We start from the raw sequence: 26,093 nt of genomic DNA, 5'->3' as shown, positions 1-26,093 counted from the left end.
CCTTCATGACGGCCGCACGCACCACTCCCGCCGACCGCCCTCCCCTGGGACTGCGGGAGCGGAAGAAGATCAAGACCCGCCAGGCGATCCGCACCGCGACGTACGCGCTGATCGAGGAGCAGGGCTACGACGCCACGACGATCGAGCAGATCGCGGACCGCGCCGAGGTGTCGCCGTCGACCGTCTTCCGGTACTTCCCCACCAAGGAGGACATCGTCGTCACCGACGAGTGGGACCCGGTGATGATGGCGGAGTTGCGGGCCCGGCCGCGGGACGAGTCGTGGGCGGACGTCCTGCGGCACGTGATGCGCACGGCGCTCGACCTGAGCCTCGCCGAGGAGCCCGAGGTGACACGGCTGCGGACCCGGCTCGGGGTCGAGGTCCCGGCCGTCCGGGCCCGCATGATGGAGAGCATGGCGGCGACCGGCCGGCTGCTCCGCGAGGCCCTCGCCGAACGCTCCGGGCTCGACCCCGACAGCCTGGAGCTACGGGTCTTCGCCATGTCGGTGATGGGCGGACTGATGGAGGTCTCCCAGTACTGGGCGGAGACCGGCCACCGGGACGACATCCGGGACCTCGTCGACCGCGCCCTGGACGTCATGGAGCACGGCCTGCCGAGCGGAAAACCCTGAGGCCGGTGCCCGCCATCGTGACATCCTGACCTGGTGAACGGTCCCGAGATCCACGTCGAGTTCGCCCCCGAGCTGCACGTCTTCGTCCCCCGGGCCCGCCGGGACGGCACGGTGCGGGCCGCCACCGACGGCGCCGCCGGCCTCGGCCATGTCATCGAGTCGCTGGGCGTGCCGCTGACCGAGGTCGGCGCGCTGCTCGTGGACGGCCGCGAGGTGCCCGTCTCGCACGTCCCGGCGGCCGGGGAGTCGGTGACCGTACGGACCGTCACGCGCCCCCAGCGGGTCCCGGGCGCTCCCCTGCGCTTCCTCCTCGACGTGCATCTCGGCACGCTGGCCCGCCGGCTGCGGCTGCTCGGGGTGGACGCCGCCTACGAGTCGACCGACATCGGCGACCCGGCGCTGGCCGCGCTGTCGGCCGCCGAGCAGCGGGTGATGCTGAGCCGCGACCGGGGGCTGCTGCGGCGCCGGGAGCTGTGGGCGGGGGCGTTCGTGTACAGCACCCGCCCGGAGGAGCAGTTGCGTGATGTGCTGGACCGGTTCCGGCCCGAGTTGCTGCCGTGGACACGGTGCACGGCCTGCAACGGGATGCTGCGCAGAGCCAGCAAGGACGAGGTCGCCGACCAGCTGAAGCACGGTACGCATGCGACGTACGACGTGTTCGCGCGGTGCGGTGCGTGTGGGCGGGCCTATTGGAAGGGCGCGCATCATGATCAGTTGGAGGCCATCGTGGAGCGGGCGCTTGCGCTCCGCGCGGAGCGCCGTTGAGTCCTGAGCGCCGCGGGGAACCGCGGGACCGCCGTGGCTGGTCGCGCAGTTCCCCGCGCCCCTGGGGGGCGCACCCGTCGGGGCGCTTCTAGCGCCTTGCCAGGTCCCCCTTGCCGCAGGCGGTTCCGTCCCTGTTCCTGTCCAGGCCCAGCGGGTCGTCCTTGCCGTTGACCTTCAGGCGGCCGTAGTCGTTCGCCTTGAGCCACTCACAGCGGGCCGCCGTCGTCTTCTTCACCTCCGCCGGGAAGTCCGTCGGCACGCAGACGTTGATCGAGCCGTAGTGGCGGTCGCAGCCGGAGACCGTCGGGCTGACCTTCTGCGACACCCGCTTCTTGCCGGGCCCCGTGACCTTGCCCTTCGGTGCGTCGGCGAAGTCGTGGACATGGGCCGAGGCGTCCGTCGCCTTCAGGGCCTGCGGGCCCTTCAGGTGCACCCACTTCGCCGCCGACGGCACCCCGTTCGCGTCGACCGCGAAGAGCATGTACCAGCCGGGCGGGGCCAGGTTGGGGTTGCTCGTCACGTTCAGGTCGACGTTGTCGCCGTCGACGGACAGCGGCAGGTCCACGAACCGCTGGTTGGGGTCCGAGGAGTGCGTGACGGCGGCCGGGCGGATCAGCTGGGCCTTGGCGACGGGCCGGTCGACGGTGATCCGCTGGGTGTCGCCGTAGTTCCACTCGGTGTCGATGACGGAAGTGATCTGCGGACGCGGGCCCTTGAACAGGTAGGGCGGGCTGTAGACCGAAACGTCGTGGTTCCAGGTGCCGTTGCCCGGGTTGTCGCCGGTGGTCATCACGCGGCCGTCGGGGAGCAGAAACGCCGAGGAGTGGTAGCCGCGCGCCTCGGGGTCGACGGCCACCGGGTCGAAGGTCTCCGACGCGGGGTCGAAGATCGACGTCTCGTAGACCGGGTTGGCGCGGTTGTGCAGCGCGCCGCCCGTCTCCAGCACCTTGCCGTCGGGCAGGAGCACCGCGGAGACGTACATCTTGCCCTGGTTCCCGGTCTGCGGGACCGGGCCGTTGCCGAGGTCGACGGTGCCCTGCGGGATCGGCGGCCCGGCGACGTACGCCGGGTTCGGCTGCTTGAGGTCGATGATGTCGGTCAGGCGGTTCGCCTCCGGGTTGGAGTCGATGTTGCCGCCGCCGAGGGTGAGGACCTTCTGGTCCTGCGCCGGGGGCAGCAGCACGCTGGCCGACTGGTCGCGCTCGTCCTTGTTCCTCAGGCCCGGCACCTGGGTGGTGGTGTTGGCGTCGTAGTCGTAGATCGCGGAGCCGGTGCCGGGGATGTTGTTGCCGAAGACGTGGCTGCCCGAGTAGAAGAGGCGGCCGTCCTGCATCAGGATCATCGACGGGTACAGGCCCCAGTACGACCAGGTCTGGTTGACCTTCCACAGCGGCTGCCACTGCTGCTCGGCCTCGGAGAACAGCTCGGCGGTGACCGAGCCGGTGGAGTCCTCGCGCAGGCCGCCGAAGGAGATGACGTCACCGTTGCCGAGGACCGTCGCCGACGGGTACCAGTGGCCGTCGTTCATGTCGTTGGTCTTGGTGTAGGTCTCGGTCTCCGGGTCGAAGATGTACGAGTCCTTGTAGCCCTGGTAGCCGATCCGGCCGTCCGCCGTCGGGTAGCCCTTGTTGCCGGACATCACCAGCACCCGGCCGTCCTGGAGCTGGACGTGCCCGGCGCAGAACATGTCCTTGGGCGTGGGGATGACCTTGTAGGAGCCGTTCGCCGGGTCGTACACCGCCGAGGTGAAGGTGCCGGCCTCGAACATCGACTCGTCGTTGCCGGAGCCCGCGATCAGCAGCACCTTGCCGCCCCGCAGCACGACGGAGTGCATCGAACGGACCGGGTTCTGCGTGGGCAGCACGTCCCACTTGCCGTTCGCGCACTGCTCCGCCGTGCCGGTGCACTCGGGCGGCAGGACCGGGTCGGGCACCTGGTCCATGGTGTAGTCGTCGGTGGTGGCGGAGCCGGTGCCGTAGACGGAGACGCCCCAGGAGATGCGGTCGGTACCGGCCGGGACCTCGGGGGTGCGGACGGTGGCCTCGGTCCAGCTGCCCGCCATGTCCAGTGTCTTGAGGTCGGTCCAGTACTGCCAGCCGGCCGTGGTGTCGTGCCGGAACAGCGTGATCGCCGCGTCGGGCGTGGTCGTCTTGTACCAGAGACCGAGGTCGTACTGCTTGCCCGGCGTCACCACCGGCGCGCACGCGGCGGACTCGGTGATCAGCGCTTTGCGGTCGCCGTCGACGCGGCGGGTCAGCTCGACCTTCATGGCCTTGGAGCCGGTGTGCGCGTCGGCCGTGGTGGTGAAGGTGAAGTCGTTGTCGCCCCAGCCGGACTTCTCCCAGCAGTACGGCATGTCGCCGGTGCCGGCGGTCTCGAAGCCGGGGTTCTTGATGAGGTTGGCGGCGGAGGCGGACTGGGGTGCGGTCAGGAGCAGGCCCGCGGTGAGGCCCGCCACGGCCAGGAACGCGGTACTTCTACGACGTCTGTTCACACGGCTCTCCTTGCTGTGCGGTGCTCCCGCGACCGGGCTTCTCGCGTCCCCGGCGCGGCAGGTAGACCAGCGCTTCGGTCGCGGCGAAGCGCAGGACGAACGTCGTCACCAGCGCGAGCGCGGTGGCCGACAGCACGCCCAGGTGCAACTGGTGCACGAACAGGGCGATCAGCGGGATGCGCAGCACCAGATCGGCGTTGGCGAGCAGCGCGAACCGCCCGGCCCGGTCCCACCAGCGGCGGTGCCGGCGCCGCTCGCGGAACAGCAGGTGCTCGATGAGCACGAAGTTCCAGGCGACACCCAGCTGGTTGGCGAGGATCTCCGCCGGCACGTAGTGCATGCCGGCGGCGGTCAGCGCCCACAGGCCCAGCAGGTTCGGCACGAAGCCGGTCAGCCCGATCAGGCCGAACCCGATCATCCGCGCGACCGGCGAGGCGGCGCGCAGCCCGGCCAGGTGGCGCAGGAAGCGCAGGCCCTCCTGCGCGGTGGACTTGGACTCCCCGGCGAACCGGTCCTGGAAGACGAAGGGCACCTCGGTGACCGTGCGGGGGCGGCTGCGGACGGCGAGTTCGAGGAGGATCTTGTAGCCGAGCGGCTGGAGGACCTCCGCCGTGACCGCGCTGCGGCGGATCGCGAAGAAGCCGCTCATCGGGTCGCTGATGCCGTGCAGCCGACGCGGGAACAGCGCCTTGGTCAGCCAGGTCGCCCCGCGCGAGACGGCCACCCGGTAGCTGCCCGCGAGTCCGGCCCGGCTGCCGCCCTTGATGTAACGGGAGGCCACGACGAGTCCGGCGTTGGCCCGCTCCCCGGTGGCGACGAGGTCGGGCACGAGGGCCGGCGGGTGCTGGCAGTCGCCGTCCATGACGACGATCCAGTCCGACGTGGCCGCCTTCAGCCCCTCGACGACCGCGCCGCCGAGCCCGCCCACCGGCTTCTCGCGGTGCAGCACGGTCACCGGGAACGGGCAGTCCTGCGCCGCCTTCTCGATGACCTCGGGCGTGTCGTCGGTGGAGTCGTCCACGAAGACGACCTCGCAGGGCAGCCGGGCCGGGACGGCCTCGGTGATCTGGCGCAGCAACTGCCGTACGTTCGCCGACTCGTTGAACGTCGGTACGACGATGGTGACGGCGCCCGGTTCGGGGATCTCGGTGGTCTCGACGACCTCGCCGGGGACGGTGGACTCCTGGCTCATCGCGCGCCTCCGGCGGACGTCTGGATCTGGCGGATCTCGATGCGGTCCTCGCCGGTGCCGAAGGTGGCGACCGGGTCCGAGTGCTCCATGGCGGCCTTGACGTTGGGCAGGTCGGCCGCGTCGCGCCGGACGGTCGGCGAGGCGACGACGTAGTCGAGGTCCTTCCAGCCGCGCGGCATCGTCTTCGTCACCGCCGGGTCGAGGTCGGCCTTGTAGAACCAGATGACGCCGAGGCCGGGCCGGTAGCCCTGGTGCACCAGGTCCAGCCAGAGGGCGTCGTCCACCAGCACCCGGGTGCGCTCCGGGTCCTCGACCTCCGTGGCCAGCCACTTGGAGGCGGCCTTGTAGGGGGCGTTGGCGTCGGTGGTGACGGCCGTGTGCGCGCCGTCGTACCAGCGGGGCACGACGTAGGCGCCGGCGGCCAGGGCGAGGACGGCGGCGAGCGCGTACCGGCTCACACTGACGTACCGTTTCTCCGCCTCGGAGCGCCAGCGGCTCAGCACCGCGTGGGCGACGGAGGCGGTGCCTCCCGCGAGGACCAGCGCGAGGAACGGCAGGGCCTGGATGACGTACATCGCGGGCAGGTAGCCGTTCGGGCGCAGGGCCAGCGCGGCGAAGATCGCCACGGCCAGGGCCGGTCCGGCCAGGGCGCGGGCGGTGACCGACCAGCGCCAGGTGAGGAGCAGGAGCAGGGCGCCCGCGAGACCGCCGAGGGGCAGGACCTTGTCGTAGTACAGCCACGACTGGAGCACACCCCAGGAGCCGGAGCCCTGGTCCAGGATGAAGCCCGAACCGGGTCTGGTCATCTGGTACTTGACGCCGTCCCAGAGGGACACGTGCCCGGCGCCGGGCAGCAACTCGCCCTTGAGCAGGGCGAACAGCGGGTACGAGAAGCCGATCAGGGCGCAGGCCGTGACGGCTCCGGTGATGGCGAACTTGCGGGTGTCCCGGTGGCTGTGGCGCCACATGGTGAGGAACAGGGCGGGCAGGACGACGAGCATCGTCTCCTTGGTGAGGACGGCCGTGGCGGCCGCGATGCCCGCGCCGAAGTGGTGCCACAGGTGGCGGCTCGGGGAGGCGGCCAGGGTGAAGGCCAGCAGCGTCCACATCACCGCGAGGTTGTCGAGGAAGATCTCCCGCTGGAGGACGACCGACAGCGGGGAGAGCCCGAAGAACACCATGCCGAGGGCGGCCGCCCAGCGGGGCAGCGCGAGGCGCCGGCCCAGCACGTAGACGAGGACCGCGCTGATGCCGCTGATCACCAGCATCGCGGCGCGCATGGTGCCCACCGTCATCGACTCGGGGCTGATCAGCGCGGGGATCCAGGTCAGCACGGCGATCTGGATCCAGCCGAGCGGCGGATGGTCGTACCAGTAGGTGTAGTGGGCCAGGCCGTTGCCCTGCTGGACCGACCAGGCCTGCGCGAGATAGGTGCCCTCGTCGTCGCTGAGGGCCGGGTAGTCGGCGATGTTCCAGCCCTGTACGACGAGGATCGCCGCGAGGAGGACGCCGCAGAGGATCAGGTCGGAGCGCGAGGAGCGCAGCCGGCTCGGCGGCTCCGGTCTGCGGTGCGCACCGGTCCGGGGCGCAGGCCCGCGCTGCGCGGGGACCTTGGCAGCGGTCACCGCGGGAAGGGTGGAGGTCACGCGGGAACGTCCTCTCGGGTCACGGCGTGCCGGGTCACGGCCGTCTCGTCGAGGTGGGCCCCGACATGGCTGGTCAGCTCCCAGTCGTTGCGGCCGCGCTGCTCACGCCAGACGGCCCGCACGGCCGCTCCGGCAAGCAGGACCTGGTAGAAGGGGCCGCCGAGGATCAGCTTCAGGTAGTGCGCGAAGCGGACGCGCAGCCCGTACTGCTTGCCGAAGTCGTGCAGTCCGACGACCTCGAAGACGAAGGTGACCAGGGCGGTGACGGCCGGCAGGAAGGTGACGAAGGCGATGCCGACGGGCACGTCCAGGAACAGGGCGATCGCCACGTTGAGCGGGATGATCAGGCCGGTGAAGGCCTGCATGAACGGCGTCATCAGGGTGTAGCGGGCGAGCAGCCGCTGCCCGAGGGTGGGCAGTTGCTTCCAGTCCTTCTTCCGGTACACCTGGAGGAACCCCTGGTTCCAGCGGGTGCGCTGCTTCAGCAGGGACATCAGCGAGCCCGGGGTCTCCTCCCGGGTCACCATGTCGGAGTCGTAGGCGACGACGACCTTCTTGCCGACGCTGGACAGGCGCACTCCGAGGTCGCAGTCCTCGGCGAGGCAGTTCGGGTCCCAGCCGTCGGCTTCCCTCAGGACGTCCGTGCGGACGAAGACGGTGTTGCCACCGAGCGGAATGAAACCTTTCTGCGCGTGCAGGTGGAGCCGCGAGCGGAACCAGAAGAAGTACTCCAGGCAGTTGCGCAGGCTGTACCAGCTGGAGTGGAAGTTGATCAGCTGCACCCCGCCCTGCACGACGTCCGCGCCGGTGGTGCGAAAGGCGTGGTCGACGTGCGCGAGGAGCTCGGGGTGGACCTGGTCCTCCGCGTCGAACACGCCGACGACGTCGCCGCGGCAGTGCGGCAGCGCCGTGTTCATGGCCTTCGGCTTGTTCTTCTTCTCGTGTGTGTCGACGACGACCCGGACCCGTGCGTCACGCGCCGCGGCCTGCTCGGCCACGGCGGTGGTCTCCGGGTCGTCGTGCCCGACGATCACGATGATCTCGAAGTCGGTGTGGCTCGACTCCAGCAGCCGCTGGATCGTGTGGTCCAGCACCGCCTGTTCGTGCCGCGCGGGCAGCAGCAGCGAGAAGGAGACGTGCTCGTCCCCGTCCGGACTGCTGAACCGGGTGGAGGCGAGCACTTCCGGCGTGCGCCAGGCGTGCATCTGCCACCACAGCGTGAACGCCGCCATCCAGAACAGGGCCAGTGAAACGGCAGCGATGAAGACAGACGTCAGCAAACAGATCCCCCCAGATCCCAGAGCCCCCGGTCGTGACGGTGTGCCGGTGCGGCCCCTCCCGTCACGTCACTGTGCAGAGATTAGGGGGGAACTGTGAAGCCTGGGGGCTGTTCAGATAAAGAGCGTGTTTCCGTTGATTCCCGACTTCAGTCGCTCAGCACCGCACGCAACCGTTCAACATCCGTTGTCGGCGCGTCACATGTGAAGTTACGGCAGACATACGCCGCCGGTTCACCGCCGACCAGCGGACGGCCGCTGAGCAGCGGGAACTCCTCGCTCTCCGGCACACCGACGGCGACGACGGCACCCGGCGCGGTCCCCAGAAGTGCCGTGCGGTGCAGGGACCTTGTGCCCTCGTCGTCCAACGACGGCCCCACGACCGCGACTTCGCGCGGACCGTCCAACGCGGCCTCCGCGACCGCGAGCCCCCAGCCGATGAAGCGCGGCACCCGCGGCCCGAGCGCCTTGACGACACCGAGGGCCCTCTCCGCGGCCGTGCGGTGCGGCTCGGAGCCGGTGTGCGCCGCGTACCCCAGCAGGGCACCGGCCGCCGCGCTCCAGCCGGACGGCGCGGCATTGTCGGTCGGATCCTGCGGACGGCGGATCAGCCGCTCGGCGTCGGCCGCCGTGTCGTACAGCGACCCCGACTCCGGGTCGGTGAAGCGGGCCAGGACGTGATCGGCGAGGAAGCCGGCGAACTCCAGCCAGACGCCCTCCCCGGTGACGGACGCGAGCGCGAGGAAGCCCTCCGCCACATCCGCGTAGTCCTCCAGGACACCGGCGTTGGCGCCGGCGTGGCCGTCCTTGCTGGTGCGGGTGAGCCGGGCCTGCTCGTCCAGGTGCAGCCGGACCAGGAGATCGGCCGCGGCGACGGCGGCCTCGACCAGGTCGGGCCGGTCGAAGTAGGCGCCCGTCTCGGCCAGCGCGGCGATCGCGAGGCCGTTCCAGGCGGCGACGACCTTGTCGTCCCGGCCGGGCGCGGGCCGCTCCGACCTCGCCGCCAGCAGCCGCTCCCGGACGGAGGCGACCTTCCCCGCGTCGACGAAACCGTCCCGCACGGGCAGTTGGAGGACGGACGCGCCCTCCTCGAACGTGCCCTCCTCGGTCACCCCGAAGTGCCGCGCCGCGAGCTCCGCGTCCTGCTCGCCGAGGACCTCCCGCAACTGCTCCGGCGTCCACACGTAGTACGCGCCCTCGACGTGCTTCCCGGTGCCGTCGTCGCTGTCGGCGTCCAGCGCGGAGGCGAACCCGCCCTCGTTCGTCCGCAGTTCGCGCACCATGAAGTCGGCCGTCTCCAGGGCGACCCGGCGCGCGAGCTCCGAGCCGGTGGCCCGCCACAGATGGGCGTACACCCGGCACAGCAGGGCGTTGTCGTACAGCATCTTCTCGAAGTGCGGCACGACCCAGTCACGGTCGACCGAGTAGCGGGCGAAGCCGCCCCCGAGCTGGTCGTAGATCCCGCCCCGGGCCATGCGCTCGCAGGTGTCGCCCGCCATCTGGAGCGCACCCTCGGCGCCGGTCCGCGCATGGTGCCTCAGCAGGAACTCCAGCACCATCGACGGCGGGAACTTCGGCGCTCCGCCGAATCCGCCGCGCTGCGGGTCGTACTCCCGGGTCAGGCCGAGCAGCGCCTGCGCGAGCTCCTCCTCACCGGGGGTCTGCGCGTCGCCGTAGGAGATCTCCCGCCCGGCCAGATCCCGGACGATCTTCCCGGCGACCTCGGTCACCTCGTCCCGCCGCTCGTCCCACGCCTGGTGCACGCCCTGGAGCACCTGCCGGAAGGACGGCATGCCCTGGCGGGGAGCGGGCGGGAAGTACGTACCGAAGTAGAACGGCTCGGCGTCCGGGGTGAGGAAGACGGTCATGGGCCAGCCGCCCTGCCCGGTCGCGGCCTGCACGGCTTCCATGTAGACGGCGTCCACGTCGGGGCGCTCTTCGCGGTCGACCTTGATGTTGACGAAGTGCTCGTTCATGACCTCGGCCGTCACCTCGTCCTGAAAGCTCTCCTTCGCCAGGACGTGGCACCAGTGGCAACTCGAGTAGCCGACACTCAGATGCACCGGCACCCCCCGCCGCCGCGCCTCCGCGAAAGCCTCTTCCGACCAGGGCCACCAGTCGACGGGGTTGTCGGCGTGCTGGAGCAGGTACGGGGACGTCTCATGAGCCAGTCGGTTCGGCATGCTTCCATCCTGCCTCAGGATGGCCGCCCGGCCGCGGAACACGCCTCTCGCCCCTCTCCTCCGCCGGTGCCAGGGGGCTCGCTTCACGCCAGACGGGCTCGACGCGAGAGTGGTCCCAGGTGTGACTCCCTTTGACGCCAGGGCGCACGACGCAGTGGGTGACCACGGAAGCGATCGTCCTTCGCTTCTCTGTATCCGCCATGCCGTCGTGCCAGCGTCGCCGCGTGGTCTCCGACGGGAGCACGTGGGGCGGGGCCTCGTGGAACAGCAGGCGTTCGAGGGCTTCGTCGGCCAACGGCCCGCTGATGCTGCACCGTCTGCAGGAGCGGCATGCATACGCGTAGGGACTACGCCGGTTCCTCCCCTTCTGAGCGCACAACGCACCTCCGCAGAAATCTCCGTTCATGAGCTGTGCACCGCAGCGCAGGAAGCCGCTGGCGAGACGGCTGGGAGCAGCGGTCCTCGTGGTACGCCTCGGAGCAGCGCTGCCGCGGTGCATGTAGAGGTTTCCGGGAGAGAACGTCGCACACACCGCCATCCACTGCTCCGGCGTCACCACGGGATCCCACCGGCCGAGAACCGGTTCCCCCGTCTCCGGCAAGATCAGCAACTCGCCCCGGTTGGCTCGGTAACCGCACACGCGGGGCGCCGTCATGATCTGGGTGATCGTCTGGGCATTGGGTCTGCCACCACGCGTCCCAGTGACCCCGAGTTCGCACCATTCCCGTGCGATGGCGCGGACCGCCCTGCCACCGACACGGTCGGTCACCGCCTTGCGAATGAGTGCCGCCTCGACCGGATGGAGCGTGAGTCTGTCTTCTTGCCAGCCGAAAGGCCGCGGCCCGCTGTGCGGAGCCCCCTCCACAGCCCGTGCCCAGTGCCAGTCCGACACCCGTCGGCTCCTCAGCCTCGTCTCCGTCATAGCGGCCTCCAACGACCGCACGGCCCGGAGCAGTTCCTCCGGGGAGTGGGGGTCTCGCACGCCCTGCGGATCAACGTAGACGCGCCCTGGCCTCCTGGTCAGCGCGGCGAAGAACCGGGCAAGGTCCTCCGGGCGACGGTAGAGCCGGTCGTACGCGACGCAGACGACCCCCTGGATGGCCTGGCCATCGTTCGTGTATCCGCTCGACAGCGCGGTGACCAGGCATTCGAACCCGGGTCTCACCGCACCATCCTTCGAAGCGCTGCGGCCGTTGTCGGTGTACTCGGCGACGATCAGGCAGCCGTGCTCTCGGGCAGTCCGCTCGTTGATCCGCAACTGATGGCGCACGCCATGTCCGTCCCGTTGCCGGAAGACCTCGGATGTACGGGCGTAGGACACCACGGGGATCCCACCGCTCCTTCGCCCCTCCATGGAACCCGTCATTTTCCCCCGCTCGACAGTCAGCCCGACACTCGCACCAACGAGCGAGCAGTGTGTCGGTCACCGGTCATCCGTTGATCGTCGCCCCCTCGCGCTCACGCCTCCCACCAAGGACACTCAGAGGCAAAGGAGTTGCCGCCGGAGGGGGACGTGACATGCGGGACGCTCATCGGGCGGAGGCCGAGCGGTTGTTGGTACGGGCCGTGGAGGAGGAGGTGCGGCGCTCGGGCGGGCGCAGTGACGGGAAGGTGCTGCTCGCGCGGGCGCGCGGGGCGCTCGACACCATGGCGCGGAGTGCGGGCGAGGAGTACGAGGCCTACACGCGCGCCCTGGACGAGGCGGCGGCCGGTCAGCTGACCTTCGGGCAGCGTTACGCCCGGGAGGGAGCCGGAACACCGCTGCTGGTGGCCGGGGTCGCGGCGGTGGCGGCCGTCGTCGCCGACATGGCGCTGGGCACGGGGACCGGGACGGCTCTCGGGGCGGGTGTGACGGTGGGTGTCGTGGGGGCCGCGGCGACGGTGGTGAAGGTGGTCGGGTCGCACGTGCCGGCCGCGAGTCGTCGCGCCGGGGCCGTGAGCCAGCCCGGCGGGCCCGAACAGTTGCGGCTCCAGTGGCTGACGGCGCTGGAGGTGCGGGGCATCCGGCCGTTCCTGGACCAGCAGCGGGTGCTCGCGGCCTCGACGGGGCCGAAGAAGACGGCGCCGCGGCTGCGGGGTGCGGACAAGAGCGCGGCGGCGCGCGGGCGCAATGTGCTGGAGCAGTCCTTCGGGCAGCTTCCCGAACCGGCGGAGCCGTTCGCGGGGCGGCGGCATGAGCTGGCGCAGATCCGGCAGTGGGTGCAGTCGGCCCGGGCGAGCACGGAGACGCAGCCGACGGTGGTGGTGCTGCACGGCACGCCCGGCAGCGGCCGTACGACGCTCGCGGTGCACGCGACGCACGATCTGAGGGACTACTTCCGGGGTGCCTGCGTCGTCGACCTGCGCGCGGACGGGCCGGGCGAGTCCCCGCTGTCCACCCGTGACGCGCTGCTGCATCTGCTGAACCGGCTCGGCGCGCCCCGCGAGCAGCTGCTGTTCCGCGAGCGTTCCTCGCCCGACCAGCAGGTCAAGCGGCTGAGCGAGCTGTACCACCAGCATCTGACGGGCCTGCCGGTCACGGTCGTCCTCGACGACGCGGCGGACGCGGAGCAGGTCCGCGCCCTGGTCCCGGAGCGGTCCGACAGCCTGGTGCTGGTGACCGCGCGGGGCCCGCTGGAGCTGGGGGGCCTGCCCGCGCGGGTGCACCAGCTGGCGGTGGCGCCGCTGGACGCGGCGGGTGCGGAGGAGCTGCTGGGCGCGGCGGCGCAGGACCGTTCCGGGCCGTACGACGCGGAGTCCGCGGACCGGGTCCGGGAGCTGTGCGGCGGGCTGCCGCTGGCGTTGCGCATCGCGGGCTCGTGCCTCGGTCCGCGCTCGCCGCGCGCGCTGGCCACGGACCTCGACGCGTACGGCCCGGTCGAGCCGGTCGAACGCGCCCTGTGGCTGCGCTACACCGACCAGTCGGAGACCGTACGGCGGTTGCTGCGCCGGCTGGCCCTGGCCGGGCGGGCCTCGCTGGGGGCCGCCGCGGCCGCCGCGCTGCTGGCTACGGACGAGGCGGAGGCGAAGCGTCATCTGCAGGTTTTGACCCGGGCCGGTCTGATCGACCACGTCCGGGGCGACCGCTACCGGCTGCACGACCTGGTGCGTTCCTTCGCCCAGGCCCGCCTGCTCGACGAGGAGGAGCCGTCCGAGCGGACTGCGGCGCAGGAGCGGCTGATTGTGAACTACGCCGAGCTGGCCGACTCGGTGCTGCGCATGGTCGACGGCAACATGTCGACCCGGACGAACCGTTTCAGCCCGTACGGCTTCACCTCCCTGGACGAGGCGCTGCGCTGGCTGGACGACGAGTCGAGCTTCATCACGGCGGCGCTGCGGCATGCCGAGGGAGTGGACCAGGCGGCGGTGCTGAACCTGCTGGGCGCGCTGTGCGACTACTGCCTGCTGCGGGGCGACCTGTACCGGCTGGGGGAGATCAGTGAGCTGGCGCAGGCGGTGGACGAGGGCCTGCTGGTCCGCTCGGTGCAGTGGCGTACGGGTATCGCGGCACGGCAGCTGGGCGAGCTGGACAAGGCCCGCACCACTCTCGCGTCGGTCGTGGACCTCTACCGGGAGGCCCACCACGACGCCGGGGCCGCCCGCGCGCTGTGCTCCCTCGGCATCACGCTGCACCACCAGGGCAATCTGACGGAGGCGTCGGCGAAGCTCCGGGAGGCGCTTGCCCTCCAGGCCTCGCCCGCGCTGGCGGTGGACCGGGCGTGGACGATGCACGCCCTCGCGGCGGTGGAGCGGGACCGGGCCCGGCTGGCGGAGGCGCTGGAGCTGCTGACCGAGTCGTTGGTCCTGCACCGGCGGGGCGAGTCCGTGCACGGCCAGGCGTGGGCGCACTTCCAGCTCGGTCAGCTGGGGCTGCGCATGGGCGACGTCCCGCGGGCCGAGGCCGAGCTGCGGGCGGCCCTGGAGCTGTACGGGCGGACCCGTGACGCCCGTGGTGAGGCCTGGGCCCTGACGCAGCTGGCCCGTGCGCTGCTGGTCGCCGGGGACGCGTCCCCCGCGGTGGAGGAGCTGCGGGGGGCGGCGGCCCGGCACCGCGACAACGAGGATGCGCGCGGCGAGGCCTGGACCCTGTACTACCTGGGCCAGGCCCTGGAGGAGACGGGCGATCTCGACCAGGCGGTCCGCGAACTGGAGCGCGCCCGCACGATGTTCTCCCGCATGCGGGACGTCTACGGCTTGGCCTGCGCCCGCCACCACTCCGCTCGCGTCACCCGCGACCAGCGGGCGGCCCAGACGGGCTCGCTGCGCAACTCGGGCTTCGCCCGCCAGCTCCTGGTCGACGCCCGGGCCGACTTCCAGCGCATCGGCGTCGCCCACGGCGAAGCCTGGACGTGCCTGGAGCTGGTGGTCGTGGACGCGGGCAACGCCCGCACCCAGCAGGCTCTGGCCCTGTGCGACGAGGCGGTGGAGCTCTTCGCGTCCTACGGCGACCGCCGGGGCGAGGACTGGGCCCGCTTCCTGCGCTGCACGCTCCTCCCCTACGCGGCCCCGGGCGGCATGGAGGTGGGTACGGCGGTGGCCCAGGAGGAGCTGGCGCAGCTGTCCCGCGCGAGCCACGGGCTGCGCGACGCCAAGCTGGACGACTACCTCGACGCGTACCGGCTGCTGCTGGAGCGGGGCGTGACCCTGGAGGCAGGCTGGCAGGCCTGGCGCCTCGGCATGGTCCCGAACCGGCATGCGCGCGAGGTGATGGGGGTGGCGGTGGAGCCGAAGGCGTAGGCCACAGGCCGAGCGGGGGGCCGGGACTGGCTCCGCCCCTTTCGGGCGCCCTCCCTTGTCGGCGGCACGCCTCGGGACGGCCGGGACGGCAGACGGCCGGGACGGCGGACGGAAGGGCCGCCGACGCCGTCGGCGAGGGACGCACCGGGCCCCTGGGATGCGTCACGCTACGGGCGACGCGCTCCTGGGCGGCGCTGCACCTCTCGGGCGACGCTCCCCGGGGGGCACGCCGGGTGACCGTCTACGTGTGATCCGCGATGCGCGCCACGCACCCGTCGGCGGCGATCGGCGCCGGCCGCCGACGGGTGGTGCCCCCTGGGTGGGGCGTCAGCCCTGCTTCTTGGCGCCCTGGCTGGAGGGCTCCGCTTCCGCGGCGTTCGCGGTCGCGTCCGCGGCGTTCGCGGTCGCGTCCGCGTCCGCCGGGGACTGCTCCGGCCGCTCCGGCTGCTCCGCCTTCGGGTCCGGGACCTGGGTGAAGTCGACCCGGTTCATGTGCCGGCTCATCGACTTCATCAGGGCCCACACCGCCAGGGCCATCGCCGCGAAGACGATGAAGCCGAGGACGCCGGGGGTGACCTTGTCCTCGTCGACCTCCTTGGCGAAGGAGACGAGGTGCGTCATTGCCAGGCTTGCGCTTGCGCTCATGTCAGGCATTGTCGCGGATGCCCGCGAAGAGGTCGTCCTCGGGGAGGGAGGTATCGACGAGGGCCTTCGCCAGCTCGTACTCCTCCGTCGGCCAGACCTCCTTCTGGATCTCCATCGGCACCTTGAACCAGCCGCCGTCCGGGTCGATCTGCGTGGCGTGGGCGATCAGCGCCTTGTCGCGGATCTCGTAGAAGTCGGCGCAGGGGATGTGCGTGGTGAGCGTGCGCTGCTTCATGCCGAACTCGTCCCAGCGCTTGAGCCAGTCCCCGTAGGGGGACTCCATGCCGCGGTCGAGCATCGCCTGGTGCAGGGCCTCGGTGCGCGGGCGGTTGAAGCCCTGGTTGTAGTAGAGCTTCTGCGGCTGGTAGGCGGGGCCGTACTCCGCCTCCGGGTACTTCTCCGTGTCCGCGGCCGACTCGAACGCCACCATGGAGATCTTGTGGGTCATGATGTGGTCGGGGTGCGGGTAGCCGCCGTTCTCGTCGTAGGTGGTGATCACCTGCGGGCGGAAGGCACGGATCTTGCGCACCAGCTCCCCGGCCGCGTGGTCCACGTCCTCCAGGGCGAAGCAGCCCTCCGGCAGCGGCGGCAGCGGGTCGCCCTCGGGCAGGCCCGAGTCGACGAAGCCGAGCCATTCCTGCTTGACGCCCAGGATCTCCCGGGCCTCGTCCATCTCCTTCTTGCGTACCTCGTGGATGTGCTCCTCGATGTACGCGTCGCCCTGGAGCTTGGGATTGAGGATGGAGCCGCGTTCCCCGCCCGTGCAGGTCACGACCAGCACGTCCACCCCCTCGGACACGTACTTCGCCATGGTCGCAGCGCCCTTGCTCGACTCGTCGTCGGGGTGGGCGTGAACGGCCATCAGTCGCAACTGGTCAGTCAAGACTCAATCCTCAGTAAGTCGGCGCCCTGTGTGCGTCGGCGCAATCAGCGGCTTCTATAGTGACCGAATCGGGGGGCGAATAATTCCGGGGCCCGGTGCCGGCGCCCCTTCCGGGACCTGCTTCCCGGCCCTGCCAGGAGGACGATCATGACTACGGCGAGCACGCGACTGCCCGAGGGCCGATACGGCCGTTCCTCGGACGAGCGCGCCGACCGTACGCTCAAGGTCGTGGGCGCCGTCCTCGCGGTGGCGCTGCTGGGGCTCGTCGGCTGGTTCGGCTACCACTACGTCGCCAAGAGCGAGATCAGCGCCGAGGTGATCAGCTTCGAGCCGGGCAAGAAGTCCGTGCAGGTGCATCTGGAGGTCCGCAAGGACGCCGGCGCCAAGGGCTACTGCACCGTGCGCTCGCAGGCCGAGGACGGGGCCGAGGTAGGGCGGGCCGACTTCCGCTTCGACGGGGACGGGACCCGCATCGACAAGGTCGTCACTCTCCGTACGACCTCCCCGGGGACCACGGCCGAGCTGCTGGGCTGCCACACCGGCTGACGCCGACCGGGCATCACCTGGAATACGTAGTACCTGACCTGCATTGACGTAAATCTGGTGGCTTATGTCCTCCCCCTTGGGCCCCTGAATTGTTAGGCTCGTGGTTTCGCCCTTCCGTGAAGGAACATTCTTCTGGGTAGGGCGATGCTTTGTATTCCCAGTACCTACGAGGAGCACCTGTGACCCAGACCAGCGAGAACGTCACCTGGCTGACCCAGGAGGCGTACAACAAGCTCAAGGCTGAGCTTGAGCACCTTACTGGTCCCGCGCGGGCGGAGATCTCCGCGAAGATCGCCGCTGCGCGCGAAGAGGGCGACCTGCGTGAGAACGGCGGGTACCACGCGGCCAAGGAGGAGCAGGGCAAGCAGGAGCTCCGTGTGCGCCAGCTCACCCAGCTCCTCGAGAACGCCAAGGTCGGCGAGGCTCCCGCCGCGGACGGCGCGGTGGCGCCCGGCATGGTCGTCACGATCGCGTTCGACGGCGACGAGGACGACACGCTGACGTTCCTGCTCGCGTCCCGCGAATACGCGAGCTCCGACATCGAGACGTACTCGCCGCAGTCCCCGCTGGGCACCGGCGTGATCGGCCACAAGGTCGGCGAGGACGCGGAGTACGAGCTGCCGAACGGCAAGAAGGCCCTGGTGAAGATCCTCAAGGCCGAGCCGTACGAGGGCTGACCCGCCCCTTCCGAACCCTGGTCTGCCCCCGGTGCCGCAGCGGCCCCGGGGGCATTCTCATGCCGTCGCCGAGCGGTACTTGCGCACCGCCAGGGTCCGGAAGACCACCAGGATCAGGATCGAGTAGATCAGCGAGGCCCAGACGGGGTGCTGCATGGGCCAGGCGTCCGACGGGGACTGGCCCGGGTTGGCGAACAGCACTCGGCAGGCCTGGACCGTGGCGCTGAAGGGGTTCCACTCGGCGATGTGGCGCAGCCACGGGGTCATGTGGCTGGTGTCCACGAACGCGTTGGAGATGAACGTGACCGGGAAGAGCCAGATCAGGCCGCTGGACGTGGCCGCCTCGGGGGTCCGGACGGACATGCCGATCAGGGCGCCGATCCAGGTGAACGCGTAGCCGAGCAGGAGCAGCAGGCCGAAGGCGGCGAGGACCTTGGCGGCGTTGGTGCTGCCGTCCGAGCCGACGCGCCAGCCGACCAGGAGGGCGACCACGGCGAGGACCACCAGGGTCAGGGCCGTCTGCACGGAGTCGGCGAGGGTGCGGCCGGTGAGCACCGCGCCGCGTGCCATGGGCAGGGAGCGGAAGCGGTCGATGAGGCCCTTGTGCATGTCGTCGGCGATGCCGGCGCCGGAGCTGGCGGTGGCGAAGGTGACGGTCTGCGCGAAGATGCCGGCCATCAGGAAGTTCTTGTAGTCGGCGGCGCTGGTGCTGTTGCCGATCTGCATGGAGCCGCCGAAGACATAGGTGAACAGCACCACGAACATGATCGGCTGGATCAGCCCGTAGATGATCATCTCGGGGATCCGGGACATGCGGATCAGGTTCCGCTTGGCGACGACCATCGAGTCGCGGATCGACTGGCTGACCGGGTTCGCGGCCGGCGCGACCCGCACGGTGTCGGTGACGGCGCTCACTGGGCGGCCTCCTTGTCGTTCTCCTGGTCCTTGGCCTCGGCGACATGTCCCGTCAGGGACAGGAAGACGTCGTCGAGGGTCGGCCGGCGCAGGCCGATGTCGTCGATCTCGATGCCCCGCGTGTCCAGTTCGCGGATGACCTCGGCGAGGAGCTTGGCGCCGCCGGTCACGGGGGCGGTGAGCTTGCGCATGTGCTCCTCGACCGTGGTCTCGCCCTTGCCGAATCCGGCGAGGACCTCCGTGGCGGCCTGGATGTGCTCGCGTTCGTGCACCACGACCTCGACGCGCTCGCCGCCGGTGCGGGCCTTGAGCTGGTCGGAGGTGCCCTGGGCGATGACCTTGCCGTGGTCGACCACCGCGATGTCGTGCGCCAGGTGGTCGGCCTCCTCCAGGTACTGGGTGGTGAGCAGCAGCGTCGTGCCTCCGGAGACCAGTTGCTTGATGACCTCCCACAGCTGCTGGCGGTTGCGGGGGTCGAGGCCGGTCGTCGGCTCGTCCATGAACATCACGGGCGGCGAGACGACCAGGGCCGCCGCGAGGTCGAGGCGGCGGCGCATGCCTCCGGAGTAGGTCTTGGTGGGGCGGTCGGCGGCGTCCGCGAGGTGGAACTGCTCCAGCAGTTCGGCCGCGCGCTCCTTCGCCGCCTTCGCCCGCATCTGGTAGAGCTGGCCGACCATCTGGAGGTTCTCCCGGCCGGTCAGGTATTCGTCGACGGCCGCGAACTGGCCGGACAGCCCGATGGAGCGGCGGACCGCGTCGGGCTGCTTGAGCACGTCGATTCCGGCGACGACCGCCCGGCCGCTGTCGGGGCGCAGCAGGGTGGTCAGGCAGCGGACGGTGGTGGTCTTGCCCGCGCCGTTCGGCCCGAGCAGGCCGAGGACCGTGCCCTCGGGTACGTCGAGGTCGACGCCGTCCAAGGCCTTGACGTCACCGAAGGTCTTGACCAGACCTTCGGCGTAGATGGCGCCTGGCATATGAGTCTCCACGTCTTCGGGGATGACCGGACAGACGTCCGGTGAGGCTTCGCACCGACACACCATAACGCGATGTATCGCGTCTCACAATGCGCTTTTCCTCGTCACTCTCAGCAAGACGAAAGGATCTTGGACGGGCCAGGGAGCCCGGTCAGCCGATGACCGTGTAACCCGCCTCGCGCAGCGCCTGACCCACCTCGGCGCAGTGCGCCGGGCCCTTCGTCTCCAGGTGCAGCTCGACCTCCGCCTCCGTGAGCCCGAGCCGCGGGTCGGTTCGTACATGGCTCACATCGAGGACGTTAGCGTCGACCACTGACAACGCGCCCAGAAGAGTGGCAAGAGCACCGGGCCGGTCCGTCAGCCGCAGGCGGACCGCCAGGTAGCGGCCCTGCGCGGCCATGCCGTGCCGCAGCACCCGCTCCATCAGCACCGGGTCGACGTTGCCGCCGGACAGCACCGCGACCACCGGGCCCTCGAAGGCGCCGGGCTCGCTCAGCAGCGCCGCGACCGGGCTCGCCCCGGCCGGCTCCACGACCAGCTTGGCCCGCTCCAGGCACAGCAGCAGCGCGGCGGACAGCTCGTCCTCGCTGACCGTGCGCACCTCGTCGACCAGCTCGCCGACGATCCCGAACGGCACGTCGCCCGGCCGCCCGACCTTGATGCCGTCGGCCATCGTCGCCGGGTTCTCGACCGACACCGGCCGGCCCGCCGCCAGCGAGGGCGGGTAGGCCGCAGCGCCCGCCGCCTGCACGCCCACGACCCGCACGTCCGGCCGCAGGGACTTCACCGCCACCGCGATCCCGGCGGCCAGCCCGCCCCCGCCGATGCCGACCAGGATCGTGCGGGCCTCCGGGCACTGCTCCAGGATCTCCAGGCCCACCGTGCCCTGGCCCGCGATGATGTCGGAGTGGTCGAAGGGGTGGATGAACACCGCGCCCGTCTCGGCCGCGTACTCCTGCGCCGCGGTCAGCGTCTCGTCGACGACCTGGCCGTGCAGCCGCACCTCGGCCCCGTAGTCCCGGGTGGCGCTGACCTTGGGCAGCGGGGCGCCCTTCGGCATGAACACCGTGGAGCGCACGCCGAGCAGGGCGGAGGCGAGGGCCACACCCTGCGCGTGGTTGCCGGCGCTCGCGGCGACGACACCGGCGGCGCGCTCCTCCGGCAGCAGACCCGCGATCCGGACGTATGCGCCGCGCAGCTTGAACGAGCCCGTCCGCTGGAGGTTCTCGCACTTGAGGTGGACCGGCGCACCGACCATCTGGGACAGGTGCCTGCTGCCCTCCATCGCGGTCACCCGCGCCACACCCGAGAGCATCTTCTGCGCGCCGCGCACGTCGTCGAGGGTGACGGGCCGAAAGGAGTCAGCCGTGCTGTAGCTCATGACTCCAGCATCGCAGTTCACAGGCGGGAACGACCGTTGTGACCAACCTCCGAGACCCGCTTTGCGCAGCGCCGGTACGGCCCGCCTTCCGGCCGCGTACCCTGTCCCCCAATCTGCCAGCCCTCCACGAAGTGAGCCCCCGGCCATGCCCACAACACCTGAAATGTCGATGGACATGACGACCGTCGGTGACACCGGTCTTCTCGACACGCTGCAGCACGAGGTGGCGCTGTTCGCCCGCCGTGCCGAACAGACCCGGCTCGGCGGAGTCGGGCAGGTGCGCAACTCCATGGACCGCGCCGCGTACCTGCTGCTCAACCGCCTCGACAAGGAAGGCCCGATGGGCGTCAAGGCGCTCGCCGCGAGCATGGGCATCGACTCGTCGACGGTCACCCGGCAGGTGGCACCGCTCGTCGACACCGGCCTGGTCAAGCGCACCTCGCACCCCGAGGACGGGCGCGCGGTGGTGCTGCAGCTGTCCCCGCGCGGCCAGGCCCGGCTGGAGGAAGTGCGCTCCTCCCGGCGGCAGTTGATGGCCGAGCTGACCCACGACTGGCAGCCCGAGGAGCGCGAGGCGTTCTGCGATCTCCTCACGCGCTTCAACAGCGCCCTGTCCTCACGGATGGCGGCACAGGGGGTGCCGGGGCCGGAGGCGGATCCGGCGTCCTGAACGCCCTGCCGCGCGGGGGCATCGCGTACGACGGCCGGGCCTCCACGCGTGCGTGGCACCGTCCGGGCCGTGCGCGGCTCTTGACCTCGGGGCCGTCCCTGGCCTGATATGAGACAGGGCCCCGTCGGATGCGGCCGGGTGCCCGCATCCTCAGGGTCGCCGTCAGGCGGGAGGCGCGGTGCTGGAACGGCATGCGTCCCGGGCAACCCGTCGCGCCCGGGAGTTCGAGGCGTTCGTCGCGGGCGCGGCCGGGCGGCTGCTGCACGCCGCCACGCTGCTCACCGCGGAGGCCCCGGACGACAACCCCCGCGCGCGGCGCCTTCTGACGCTGTCGCTGGCCCACACGTACGCGAGCTGGGACCGGCTGCGCGGCGAGGACCCCTACGACCGCACCCGCTCGCACCTCGCCGTCCGCTTCGCGCGCGGGGCGTGGCACCACCACGGCGGGCTCGGCCGCTCCCGCCCGGACCCCGCGAGCCCCCTGGCCCCGCTGCCCCCGCAGGAACGGCTGGTCCTGGTCCTCCGGCTCCACGAAGGCGTCGCCGAGGAGCAGACGGCGGCCCTGCTCGGCCTGTCCCCGGAGCGTGTACGGGCGATCTGCCACCGGGCCACGTCGACCCTGCTGCACCGGCCGCGGGGCCCGGCGCCCGCGGTGACCGCCACCAAGGCGGTGCCGTCATGAACCCGGCCCGCCACCTGAGGGCGACATGAGCGGAAACGACCGCGAGGCGGCCGTACGACGGCTCCTGGAGCAGGCACCACGCCCCCTGCCGCCCGAGATCCACACGGAGGCGGTGCGCCGCGGCGGCCGCATGCTGCGGCGCCGGACGCTCGCCCGCCGCGCTCTGTGGCTGCTGCTGCTCGCGGCGACCCTGGCGTTCACCGTGTGGGCGCTGACGGCCCGCCCCTGGGTGGAGCCGCCGTCCGAGACGACTCCACCCCTGAGCGGCTGGTGACCCGGTGACTGAGCCGGTCTAGCCGAGCGCCTGCTGGAGGTCCTCCAGCAGGTCCTCGGCGTTCTCGATGCCCACGGACAGACGCACCAGGTCGCCGGGAACCTCCAGGGCCGAGCCGGCCACGGACGCGTGCGTCATGCGGCCGGGGTGCTCGATCAGCGACTCGACACCGCCCAGGGACTCGCCCAGCGTGAAGATCTTCGCCCGGTTGCACACCTCGACGGCCGCCTCCTCACCGCCCTCGACGCGGAAGGACACCATGCCGCCGAACGCCTTCATCTGCTTGGCGGCGACCTCGTGCCCCGGGTGCTCCGGCAGCCCCGGGTAGAGCACGCTGCTCACGCGCGCGTGCCGGGTGAGCATGTCGGCGATCTTGGCCGCGTTCTCGCTGTGCCGGTCCATGCGCACGGACAGGGTCTTGGTGCCGCGCAGCACCAGCCAGGAGTCGAAGGGCCCGGCGACCGCGCCCATCGCGTTCTGGTGGAAGGCCAGCTCCTCGCCGAGGCCGGCGTCGGCGGTGATCAGGGCGCCGCCCACGACGTCGGAGTGACCGCCCATGTACTTGGTCAGCGAGTGCACGACGATGTCCGCGCCCAGCGCCAGCGGCTGCTGGAGGTAGGGCGTGGCGAAGGTGTTGTCGACGACGAGGCGGGCGCCCGCCTCCCGGGCCACCTGGGCGACGGCGGCGATGTCGGTGATGCCCAGAAGCGGATTGGACGGGGTCTCCACCCAGACGACCTTGGTCTTCGGGGTGACGGCGGCCCGCACCGCGGCCGGGTCGCTCGTGTCGGCGACCGACCACTCCACACCCCAGCGGGCGACGACCTTGGCGAACAGACGGAACGTGCCGCCGTACGCGTCGTTCGGGATGACCACGTGGTCCCCGGGGGTGAGCAGCGTACGCAGCAGGCAGTCCTCGGCCGCCAGCCCGGACGCGAACGCGAGACCGCGGCGGCCGCCCTCCAGGGCGGCGAGGTTCTCCTCCAGCGCGGTCCTGGTGGGATTGGCGCTGCGGCTGTACTCGTAGCCGCCGCGCAGGCCGCCGACGCCGTCCTGCTTGTAGGTCGAGACCTGGTAGATCGGCGGGACGACCGCGCCCGTCAGGGGGTCGGCGGTGTTGCCCGCGTGGATCGCGAGCGTCTCGAAGTGCTGACTGATGTGCCTGTCGCTCATGAGCACCGAGGGTAGTGCGCCGCGGCGCAGAGTGCCGGGGGTCCGGGTGACGCGGGGTTTTCCACAGGTTCGGGGAGCAGGTTGGCCAATTGTCGGCGCGGTCTGGTTCGCTTGTTGCATGGAGATTCTCTGGGTCCTGATCGCGCTGGTCATGCTGGGCTTCGTGCTGCTCCCCTTCCTGCGGCGCAGGCGCGGTGGTGCGATAGGGCTGGTCTCGCCCGACCACCCGGACGCGGCCGACCCGGCGAACTACGGTTTCGCCTTGGAGGAGGAGCTCGACATCCGCATGCCCGGCCCCGACCAGGACCTGATGGACGTCCTGGACGTGGTGCAGCGCACGCAGGACCACCGCGCCGCGCAGCAGCTCCTGGCGGGCACGGAGACGGAGGGCGAGCGGCGCTGGCAGCGCGTGCAGGCCTTCGCGGGCGCAGCCTCGCTGGAGCTCTCGCGGCGGCCCGGCGGGGTGAGCGAGGCCCCGGGCGGGCAGTGGCTGCGCGTGTGGCGGGCCGAGGCGCCCAAGGACGCGGGCGGTGCGGCGGTGCACGCCGAGTTCCTGGTGCAGCAGGCCTGGCGTACGGCCACACCGGGGACGGACGAGTTCCGGATCATCATGGAGGAGGCGAGGACGGCGTGCGGCGAGGCGGCGCTGCTCGCCCCCGGCGACCCGATCCCCTACATCGTCGAGCTGTCGGTGGCCCGCGGTCTCGGCTACTCCCAGAAGGACTTCGAGCAGATCTGGCTGAAGATCCTGGACCGCGCCCCGGCCCACATGGGGGCGCACCTGGCCGCGCTGCACTACTGGTGCGAGAAGTGGCACGGCTCCCGTGCGGAGGCCTACTCGTTCGCAGAGGCCGCGGCGGCCCGGGCGCCCCGGGGCTCCCTCCTCTCGGCGATGCCCCTCTTCGCGGTGTTCGAGCACCTCCCCGAGGTGACCCTCGTCGCGAGCTTCTGGCAGAGCGAGGTCGTCACGAAGGCGGTCCACGGCGCGCTGCACGCGGTGCACTCGGCCCGCCCGGACGACCCGATGCTGGCGCACGTCCGGCACATGCTGGTGTTCTTCCTGGTCCGCAGCGAGCGCTGGTCGGAGGCCATGAACCAGCTGGTCCACATCGACGGCCACGTGGGTGCCCTGCCCTGGACGCTGTCCGCCGACCCGGCGGCGGAGTTCGCGGTGTACCGGGCGCTTGCGGTGGCGGGCTACGAGGCGAACGGCGGCAGCCCCGCGAGCCTGCCGCACTGACGCCCGCCCGTGCGGTCTCCCCACCGGAATTCCGGGGAGTCCCGGCAGGTTGCAGAGGGCGTCGCCCCGATTGGAGACCGCATGTTCCCGCACAGCCGCACGCCCCACCTGCCGGCCCCCGAGCAGGCGCTGCCCGGCCGCCCGGAGCGGGCGTTCACGGTCCCCGACCGCCACACCGTCCTCGGCAACCCGCTGCTCGGCCCCTACCCCGAGGGCCTGGAGACCGCCGACTTCGGCCTGGGCTGCTTCTGGGGAGCCGAGCGCACGTTCTGGCAGCTCCCGGCCGGTGTGTGGACGACGCTCGTCGGCTACCAGGGCGGCCACACCGAGAACCCCACGTACGAGGAGGTCTGCTCGGGCCTGACCGGCCACACGGAGGTCGTGCGCGTGGTCTTCGACCCGGCGCGGATCTCGTACGAGCGCCTCCTCAAGACGTTCTGGGAGTCCCACGACCCCACGCAGGGCTTCCGCCAGGGCAACGACGTGGGCACGCAGTACCGCTCGGCGGTCTACACCCACACCCCCGAGCAGGAGGCCACCGCCAAGTCCTCCCGCGAGGCGTACCAGAAGGTCCTCACCTCCTCCGGCTACGGCAGCATCACCACGGAGATCGTCCCGACGCAGGGCCGCCCCTTCTACCCGGCGGAGGGCTACCACCAGCAGTACCTGGACAAGAACCCCGCGGGTTACTGCGGCATCGGCGGGACCGGAGTGTCCTGCCCGATCGGTGTGGCCAGGGCCGGTGGGTGACTCCACGGGCGCCGCTGCGTCCTTCGGCGGGGGCTGGATCTTCGAGGAGAGCCTGCGGCCGTTCTGCGAGTCGGTCTCGGAGTTCACGGGTTACGACTTCGACGACTTGGACTGGCAGGCCGTCGAGAACGCCCTGCCCGGCACCGACGTGGAGAAGCCCGGCGGCTGGTACGACTACCCCCTGTCGGGCCGGGTCCCCATGACCCTGCTGGTCGCGGCCGACCCCGGTTCGTCCGTCGTCTTCGTCCGGCTCACCGGGGAGCTCGATGACCGCACACGGACTCAGATCGAAGCGGCCTTGTACATCTTCAGCATGTACTCCATGCGCTGAGGGCCCCCTTCCGAGGGACGGGGCTGCTGCGGGCGCGCTCGCAGCCA

The 26,093-nt window shown here is 71.2% G+C and carries 23 protein-coding genes; 11 read left to right on the top strand and 12 right to left on the bottom strand.

The window, feature by feature from the left end; translation table 11 throughout:
- Positions 1-5: 5 nt before the first annotated feature.
- Positions 6-632 (top strand): TetR/AcrR family transcriptional regulator, encoded by a 627-nt coding sequence (locus RFN52_RS25740; RefSeq protein WP_184849406.1) that lies wholly within the window; start codon positions 6-8, stop codon positions 630-632.
- Positions 633-665: 33 nt separating this feature from the next.
- Positions 666-1,397, top strand: coding sequence for a Mut7-C RNAse domain-containing protein (locus RFN52_RS25735; protein ID WP_184849404.1), 732 nt, complete (start codon positions 666-668; stop codon positions 1,395-1,397).
- An 88-nt stretch (positions 1,398-1,485) separates the two neighbouring features.
- On the opposite strand, the gene RFN52_RS25730 is transcribed toward RFN52_RS25735, so the two are convergent.
- The 6 genes from RFN52_RS25730 to RFN52_RS40115 form a co-directional block, all read right to left on the bottom strand.
- Positions 1,486-3,891: a galactose oxidase family protein gene (locus tag RFN52_RS25730; RefSeq protein ID WP_184849402.1), complete on the bottom strand. Its 2,406-nt coding sequence runs from the start codon at positions 3,889-3,891 to the stop codon at positions 1,486-1,488.
- Positions 3,875-5,083 carry a glycosyltransferase gene (locus RFN52_RS25725; RefSeq protein ID WP_184849400.1) on the bottom strand — a complete coding sequence of 403 codons (1,209 nt, stop codon included), beginning with the start codon at positions 5,081-5,083 and terminating at the stop codon, positions 3,875-3,877. Before RFN52_RS25725 ends, RFN52_RS25730 begins: the two co-directional genes overlap by 17 nt.
- Positions 5,080-6,729, bottom strand: a complete 1,650-nt coding sequence (locus tag RFN52_RS25720) for an ArnT family glycosyltransferase (RefSeq protein ID WP_184849398.1) — start codon at positions 6,727-6,729, stop codon at positions 5,080-5,082. The genes RFN52_RS25725 and RFN52_RS25720 overlap by 4 nt, the downstream gene beginning before the upstream one ends.
- Entirely contained in the window at positions 6,726-8,009 is a 1,284-nt protein-coding gene (locus RFN52_RS25715; RefSeq protein WP_184849396.1) for a glycosyltransferase, read from the bottom strand. The genes RFN52_RS25720 and RFN52_RS25715 overlap by 4 nt, the downstream gene beginning before the upstream one ends.
- A gap of 146 nt (positions 8,010-8,155) precedes the next feature.
- Positions 8,156-10,189 carry a thioredoxin domain-containing protein gene (locus RFN52_RS25710; protein ID WP_184849394.1) on the bottom strand — a complete coding sequence of 678 codons (2,034 nt, stop codon included), beginning with the start codon at positions 10,187-10,189 and terminating at the stop codon, positions 8,156-8,158.
- Positions 10,167-11,543 (bottom strand): recombinase family protein, encoded by a 1,377-nt coding sequence (locus RFN52_RS40115; protein ID WP_374050222.1) that lies wholly within the window; start codon positions 11,541-11,543, stop codon positions 10,167-10,169. Before RFN52_RS40115 ends, RFN52_RS25710 begins: the two co-directional genes overlap by 23 nt.
- A gap of 164 nt (positions 11,544-11,707) precedes the next feature.
- Here RFN52_RS40115 and RFN52_RS25705 point away from each other — a divergent pair, with 164 nt between their 5' ends.
- Positions 11,708-14,905 (top strand): ATP-binding protein, encoded by a 3,198-nt coding sequence (locus RFN52_RS25705; RefSeq protein ID WP_184849391.1) that lies wholly within the window; start codon positions 11,708-11,710, stop codon positions 14,903-14,905.
- Positions 14,906-15,232: 327 nt separating this feature from the next.
- On the opposite strand, the gene RFN52_RS25700 is transcribed toward RFN52_RS25705, so the two are convergent.
- On the bottom strand, positions 15,233-15,559 hold the full coding sequence (locus tag RFN52_RS25700; RefSeq protein WP_184849389.1) for a hypothetical protein: 327 nt from the start codon (positions 15,557-15,559) through the stop codon (positions 15,233-15,235).
- Entirely contained in the window at positions 15,552-16,433 is an 882-nt protein-coding gene (gene mca, locus RFN52_RS25695; protein WP_184849388.1) for a mycothiol conjugate amidase Mca, read from the bottom strand. The genes RFN52_RS25700 and mca overlap by 8 nt, the downstream gene beginning before the upstream one ends.
- Positions 16,434-16,580: 147 nt before the next feature.
- On the opposite strand from mca, the gene RFN52_RS25690 reads away from it, so the two are divergent.
- Both RFN52_RS25690 and greA read left to right on the top strand, forming a co-directional pair.
- Entirely contained in the window at positions 16,581-16,979 is a 399-nt protein-coding gene (locus RFN52_RS25690; protein ID WP_184849386.1) for a DUF4307 domain-containing protein, read from the top strand.
- 179 nt (positions 16,980-17,158) lie between these two features.
- The gene (greA, locus tag RFN52_RS25685) at positions 17,159-17,656 is read left to right on the top strand and encodes a transcription elongation factor GreA (protein WP_031104770.1); all 498 of its coding nucleotides are present in this window, start codon (positions 17,159-17,161) and stop codon (positions 17,654-17,656) included.
- A 57-nt stretch (positions 17,657-17,713) separates the two neighbouring features.
- On the opposite strand, the gene RFN52_RS25680 is transcribed toward greA, so the two are convergent.
- The 3 genes from RFN52_RS25680 to ilvA all read right to left on the bottom strand — a co-directional run bounded on the left by RFN52_RS25680 (position 17,714) and on the right by ilvA (position 20,926).
- A complete protein-coding gene (locus RFN52_RS25680) occupies positions 17,714-18,571 on the bottom strand; it encodes an ABC transporter permease (protein ID WP_031132720.1) in 858 nt (285 codons plus the stop codon).
- Positions 18,568-19,545, bottom strand: coding sequence for an ATP-binding cassette domain-containing protein (locus RFN52_RS25675; RefSeq protein WP_184849384.1), 978 nt, complete (start codon positions 19,543-19,545; stop codon positions 18,568-18,570). Before RFN52_RS25675 ends, RFN52_RS25680 begins: the two co-directional genes overlap by 4 nt.
- A gap of 151 nt (positions 19,546-19,696) precedes the next feature.
- Positions 19,697-20,926: a threonine ammonia-lyase gene (ilvA, locus tag RFN52_RS25670; RefSeq protein WP_184849382.1), complete on the bottom strand. Its 1,230-nt coding sequence runs from the start codon at positions 20,924-20,926 to the stop codon at positions 19,697-19,699.
- A 163-nt stretch (positions 20,927-21,089) separates the two neighbouring features.
- On the opposite strand from ilvA, the gene RFN52_RS25665 reads away from it, so the two are divergent.
- The 3 genes from RFN52_RS25665 (at position 21,090) to RFN52_RS25655 (ending at position 22,552) form a co-directional block, all read left to right on the top strand.
- Positions 21,090-21,596, top strand: coding sequence for a MarR family winged helix-turn-helix transcriptional regulator (locus RFN52_RS25665; protein WP_174569459.1), 507 nt, complete (start codon positions 21,090-21,092; stop codon positions 21,594-21,596).
- Positions 21,597-21,774: 178 nt separating this feature from the next.
- Positions 21,775-22,278: a sigma factor-like helix-turn-helix DNA-binding protein gene (locus RFN52_RS25660; protein WP_184849380.1), complete on the top strand. Its 504-nt coding sequence runs from the start codon at positions 21,775-21,777 to the stop codon at positions 22,276-22,278.
- Between the two features lie 25 nt (positions 22,279-22,303).
- Positions 22,304-22,552 (top strand): hypothetical protein, encoded by a 249-nt coding sequence (locus RFN52_RS25655; protein ID WP_184849379.1) that lies wholly within the window; start codon positions 22,304-22,306, stop codon positions 22,550-22,552.
- Positions 22,553-22,570: 18 nt separating this feature from the next.
- On the opposite strand, the gene RFN52_RS25650 is transcribed toward RFN52_RS25655, so the two are convergent.
- Positions 22,571-23,725 (bottom strand): cystathionine gamma-synthase, encoded by a 1,155-nt coding sequence (locus RFN52_RS25650; protein WP_184849377.1) that lies wholly within the window; start codon positions 23,723-23,725, stop codon positions 22,571-22,573.
- Positions 23,726-23,843: 118 nt separating this feature from the next.
- On the opposite strand from RFN52_RS25650, the gene RFN52_RS25645 reads away from it, so the two are divergent.
- From RFN52_RS25645 to RFN52_RS25635, 3 genes are all read left to right on the top strand, one after another.
- Positions 23,844-24,965, top strand: a complete 1,122-nt coding sequence (locus RFN52_RS25645) for a hypothetical protein (RefSeq protein WP_184849375.1) — start codon at positions 23,844-23,846, stop codon at positions 24,963-24,965.
- Between the two features lie 81 nt (positions 24,966-25,046).
- Positions 25,047-25,715, top strand: coding sequence for a peptide-methionine (S)-S-oxide reductase MsrA (gene msrA, locus RFN52_RS25640; protein WP_184849373.1), 669 nt, complete (start codon positions 25,047-25,049; stop codon positions 25,713-25,715).
- Positions 25,708-26,046: a hypothetical protein gene (locus RFN52_RS25635; RefSeq protein WP_229856431.1), complete on the top strand. Its 339-nt coding sequence runs from the start codon at positions 25,708-25,710 to the stop codon at positions 26,044-26,046. The genes msrA and RFN52_RS25635 overlap by 8 nt, the downstream gene beginning before the upstream one ends.
- Positions 26,047-26,093 lie beyond the last annotated feature (47 nt).

The sequence above is a fragment of the Streptomyces collinus genome, from assembly GCF_031348265.1.
In the GTDB taxonomy this organism is placed as follows: Bacteria; Actinomycetota; Actinomycetes; order Streptomycetales; family Streptomycetaceae; genus Streptomyces; species Streptomyces collinus.
This window is presented reverse-complemented; position numbering and strand designations above follow the sequence as displayed.